Source organism: Citrobacter sp. TBCS-14 (genome assembly GCF_005280805.1).
Lineage (GTDB): Bacteria > Pseudomonadota > Gammaproteobacteria > Enterobacterales > Enterobacteriaceae > Citrobacter > Citrobacter gillenii.
On record NZ_SZWM01001155.1, the window covers coordinates 1 to 330 of the forward strand.

The window sequence follows — 330 nt, forward strand, 5'->3', positions numbered from 1 at the left end:
GCTGGTTTCCGGTGCGGGTCCGATTGGCATTATGGCTGCAGCGGTAGCGAAGCACGTTGGTGCTCGCCACGTAGTGATTACAGATGTTAATGAGTACCGTCTGGAGCTGGCGCGTAAAATGGGCATTACCCGCGCAGTCAACGTCTCGAAAGAGAACCTGACCGACGTGATGGCCGAGCTGGGGATGACCGAAGGGTTCGATGTGGGTCTGGAAATGTCTGGGGCGCCGCCAGCGTTCCGCACCATGCTGGACACCATGAATCACGGTGGCCGTATTGCTATGCTGGGTATTCCGCCATCTGATATGTCCATCGACTGGACGAAAGTTAT

General features: G+C 56.4%; 1 protein-coding gene. It reads left to right on the forward strand.

All coding sequences use genetic code 11. The features are described from left to right. Nucleotides 1-330: zinc-binding dehydrogenase (locus FDX22_RS24515; RefSeq protein ID WP_146717921.1), on the forward strand; the 330-nt coding region annotated here is incomplete at both ends.